Origin of the sequence: Microbacterium sp. CCH5-D1, from assembly GCF_001557335.1 — a bacterium.
GTDB lineage: Bacteria > Actinomycetota > Actinomycetes > Actinomycetales > Microbacteriaceae > Microbacterium > Microbacterium oxydans.
Map to the genome: position 1 here is coordinate 1 of NZ_LSJW01000073.1, position 4255 is coordinate 4255.

Sequence of the window (4255 nt, forward strand, 5' to 3'; positions counted from 1 at the left end):
TGAGCAGCACGGACGCTGCGACCACCACGATGGCGGCAGCGCTGCGCAGCGTCCGGCGCACGGTCATGCCGTGGAGGCCGCCGCGTCGCGGGTGGCAGCGCCGGGGTCTTCGCAGCGGCAGACGGCGGGCGACCAGGAGGAACGCGCGAGCGCCGCGTCGCCGATCGGGTTCACTCCAGGACCGGCGGCCAGGGCATGCCCGGCCAGGGCGTGCAGGCACTTGACGCGCGTGGGCATGCCACCCGCGGAGATGCCGTCGATCTCGGGGACCTCGCCGAACTCGGCACGATCCGCCAGGTAGGCCTCGTGGGCTGCGAGATAGGCCGCAGCCATGTCCTCGTCCTCGGCGATGAGTGCGGCGAGCTCGGGCATCACCTGGGTGGCTTCCAGCGTCGACATCGCCGCCGTCGCCGCGGGGTGCGTGAGGTAGTAGAACGTGGGGAACGGCGTGCCGTCCGGCAGGCGCGGCGTGGTGGCGACCACCGTCGGGTTGCCGCAGACGCAACGGGCCGCGATACCCACCACACCCCGGGCGGAACGGCCGAGCTGGGCCGACACGACGGCGAGTTCGGCGGGCGTGGGGGCGGGGAAGGGCGGCGTGGTCACCCCACCAGCGTAGGGGAGGCTGCGGGGAAGATGCTCGGAGCGGATGCTCAGCGAGTGACGGCGGCGGTGTCGCTGAGCCCGGACGACACGAGGGTGCGCAGCAGCTGCGGCATCCAGTCCGTCGGCTTCTCGACGAGCGTGTCGCTCACCGGCTCCTGCTCCCGCGGGAGTGCAGCAGGATCGAGGTCGTTGTCGATCAGGTAGACGACCTCGCCTGGTTTCACGTAATAGAGGCGCTCGCGGGCCTGCGTCGTGATGTACGCGGGGTCGTTCCAGCGCTCGCGTTCGGCTTCGAGCGCCGCGATCTGGTCTTCGCTCACCTGCACGGAGGCCTCGAGGGCTGCGATCTTCTGGCGCTGGTCGATGAAGGTCCCGAGCGTCGGCACCAGCACCCACGCGCCGAGCACCACCAGCGAGAGCATGATGACGGAGAAGGCGGAGAGGCGGATGCCGGAAGCCCACTCGCGCACATCGACGCGGGGGGCTCCGCCTCGGCTCCCCGCCGCCGCGCGCGCGGTCGAAGGCGCCGCCGCGCGCGCGGCCGAAGGCGCCGTCGCGCGGGCCTTCGGCGTCGCCCTGCCCTTGCCTTTCGCCGCGGGTTTCGGCGTGTGCGCTCCCGGAGACGGCGAAGGAGGAGCCGGTCGTCGTGCCACGGCTCCTCCTTCGTCGTGCCGCATCAGCGGCGGTGTTCACCGCCCGCAGGCGGCTCTGCGTGCGTGTGTGCGCTCAGGCCTGGTAGCGCGGGAACGCGGAACGGCCGGCGAAGACCGCGGCGTCGCCCAGCTCCTCCTCGATGCGCAGCAGCTGGTTGTACTTCGCGACGCGCTCGCTGCGAGCGGGCGCGCCGGCCTTGATCTGACCGGCGTTGGTCGCGACGACCAGGTCGGCGATCGTGGTGTCCTCGGTCTCACCCGAACGGTGCGACAGCATCGCGGTGTAGCCCGAGCGCTGTGCGAGGCTGACCGCGTCGAACGTCTCGGTGAGCGTGCCGATCTGGTTGACCTTCACGAGCAGCGAGTTGGCGACACCGCGCTTGATGCCGTCGGCGAGACGCTGCGGGTTGGTGACGAACAGGTCGTCGCCGACCAGCTGCACCTTCGAGCCGAGCGCCTCGGTCAGGTGCTTCCAGTTGTCCCAGTCGTCCTCTGCCAGAGCGTCTTCGATCGTGACGATCGGGAAGTCGTTGACGAGTCCGACGTAGTACTCGGTGAGAGCGGCGGCGTCCCAGTCCTTGTTGTCGAGGCGGTAGACGCCGTCCTTGAAGAACTCGGTCGCTGCGACGTCGAGGCCGAGCGCGATGTCGGTGCCCGGCGTGAAGCCGGCCTTCTCGATCGCCTTCACGAGGAAGTCGAGACCCTCGCGGTTGCTGGGCAGGTCCGGAGCGAAGCCGCCCTCGTCGCCGAGGCCGGTCGCGTAGCCCGCGGCCTTCAGCTCGGCGCGCAGCACGTGGTAGGTCTCCACGCCCCAGCGCAGTGCCTCGGAGTAGGTCTCCGCACCGATCGGCGCGAGGAAGAACTCCTGCATGTCGATGCCGTTGTCTGCATGCTCGCCACCGTTGATGACGTTGAACAGCGGAACGGGGAGCACGTGGGCGTTCGGACCGCCCAGGTAGCGGAACAGCGGAAGGTCGGCCGAGTCGGCCGCGGCCTTCGCGACCGCGAGGCTCACGCCGAGGATGGCGTTGGCGCCGACGCGCTTCTTGTTCTCGGTGCCGTCGACCTCGATGAGGATCTCGTCGACGATGCGCTGCTCGCTGGCCTCGACGCCTTCGATCGCCGGTCCGAGCTCGTCGATGATGGCCTCGACGGCCTTGAGCACGCCCTTGCCGCCGTAGCGGCTCTTGTCGCCGTCGCGGAGCTCGTACGCCTCGAACGCGCCGGTGGATGCACCGGACGGCACGGCCGCCCGCTGCACGATGCCGTCGTCGAGGAGGACCTCCACCTCGACGGTCGGGTTTCCGCGCGAGTCGAGAATCTCGCGTGCGCCTACAGCCTCGATCAGTGCCACTGATGTGCTCCTTGCTCAGGGGGAAAACGTTGTGTGGAGCGTCGTCGATCCGCGCCCAGTCTAGCCCGGCCTCCCGACGGCTCCGAGGACCCGCCCGTCAGACGACGACCGCGATCGCGAAGCCGTCCCATCCCTTGGCTCCCACGGTCTGCAGTGCCGTGGCATCGAAGCGCGGGTCCTCCCCCAGCATGCGCAGACCTTCGCGCGTGCCGACGACCTTGGGGTCGTCGGAGTCGTCACGGACGATCTCGCCCTCGCGCCCGATGTTGTCGAGAACGATGACGGTGCCGGGATGACCGAGCTTCGCCGCCCAGTCGAGGTAGATCGTGTTGGACTCCTTGTCGGCGTCGATGAACACCAGGTCGAATCCGCCGACCAGGGTCGGAAGCACGTCCGCTCCCCTGCCCACCCGGATGTCAACGCGGTCTCCGACGCCCGCGGCGTCGATGCTGGCGCGTGCGACCGCCGCGTTGTCCGCCTCCGCCTCGACCGTCACGACGCGACCATCGGAGCCGACGGCGCGGGCGAGCCAGATCGTGGAGTACCCGCCGAGGGTGCCGATCTCGAGCACCCTGCGCGCGCCGCTGATCCGGGCCAGCAGATGCAGGAGCTTGCCGGCCACCGGAGCGACCTCGATCTCGGGCATGCCCGCGTCACGCTGGGCGGCGAGCGCCGACTCCAGGTCGGGGTCGGGACCGACGAGCAGGTCGGCGAGGTAGGAGTCGGCATCGGACCAGGCGGCGGGGGTGGATTCCATGGCCTCAGCCAACCCCCGCCGCTGCCCTCCGTCAAGGGCGCGGCGTGGAGAGCAGACGACCGGGCGCGTCAGCGAGCTCGGGCTGCCGTCGGAACTGGCCGGTCGACACGAGCACGAGCACGACCGCGGCGATCACGACCCAGCTGGCGACCCCCAGGGGACCTGCGAGAGCGAGGTCCGGCTGCGCAGCGGCGAAGATCATGACCATCCCCGCAGCCGCGTTCAACGAGCCGTGCGCGATCACGGCCGGCCACACGGAGGCCGACCGCAGACGCAGCCAGCCGAGCAGGATGCCCCAGGCCACGCATCCGCCGACCATGAACAGCACCCCGGTGATGTCAGTGCGCCCGAAGTTGTAGCCGAGCAGGATGACCGGACTGTGCCAGAGACCCCAGATCACGCCACTGAGGATCAGCGCAGGCCAGGTCCCGAGCGGGCGCAGTGCCGGCAGCAGCCAGCCCCGCCACCCGAGCTCCTCTCCGAATGCGAAGAGACTGTTGAACAGCCCGCCGACCGGGATCATCGCCAGCTGCGCGAACACGATGACCTGGACCGGAGGAAGCGGCGTACCGGCCGGGACGGCCTTCTCCAGCTCGGCGGCGAAGGCCGCGAACGTCAGGTCGAGCTGCACGAAGCCGAGAGCCGCGGACAACAGGATGCCCAGTGCCACCAGGAGCGGCGGCGCGAGCCAGCCAGCCACCATGAGCCAGATCACACGTTTCGCGGGGCGCAACGGCCACAGTCCGAGGAAGCGGGCGCGCCGCCCTGGCGCGGGGACGCGCATCAGGAACGTCACCACCAGCGCGGCGATCGCAGGGGTGAACATCATGATCGGCAGCAGGAAGACCGACATCGGCTCGGCGAGACCGTCGCCCAGCCACAGTG

At 70.2% G+C, this 4255-nt stretch carries 5 protein-coding genes; all 5 read right to left on the reverse strand.

Annotated elements, in window-relative coordinates; translation table 11 throughout:
* Positions 1-63 precede the first annotated feature (63 nt).
* Positions 64-606, reverse strand: coding sequence for a DUF501 domain-containing protein (locus AX744_RS04900; RefSeq protein WP_058632524.1), 543 nt, complete (start codon positions 604-606; stop codon positions 64-66).
* Positions 607-653: 47 nt separating this feature from the next.
* Positions 654-1259, reverse strand: coding sequence for an FtsB family cell division protein (locus AX744_RS19920; RefSeq protein WP_197429152.1), 606 nt, complete (start codon positions 1257-1259; stop codon positions 654-656).
* A 73-nt stretch (positions 1260-1332) separates the two neighbouring features.
* Complete coding sequence (gene eno / locus AX744_RS04910) at positions 1333-2613, reverse strand: phosphopyruvate hydratase (RefSeq protein WP_046749639.1); 1281 nt, start codon at positions 2611-2613, stop codon at positions 1333-1335.
* Positions 2614-2710: 97 nt separating this feature from the next.
* Entirely contained in the window at positions 2711-3370 is a 660-nt protein-coding gene (locus AX744_RS04915) for an O-methyltransferase (protein WP_061015571.1), read from the reverse strand.
* Between the two features lie 31 nt (positions 3371-3401).
* Positions 3402-4255, reverse strand: an 854-nt coding sequence (locus AX744_RS04920) for a CPBP family intramembrane glutamic endopeptidase (RefSeq protein ID WP_061015572.1), incomplete at its 5' end; no start/stop codon positions are given.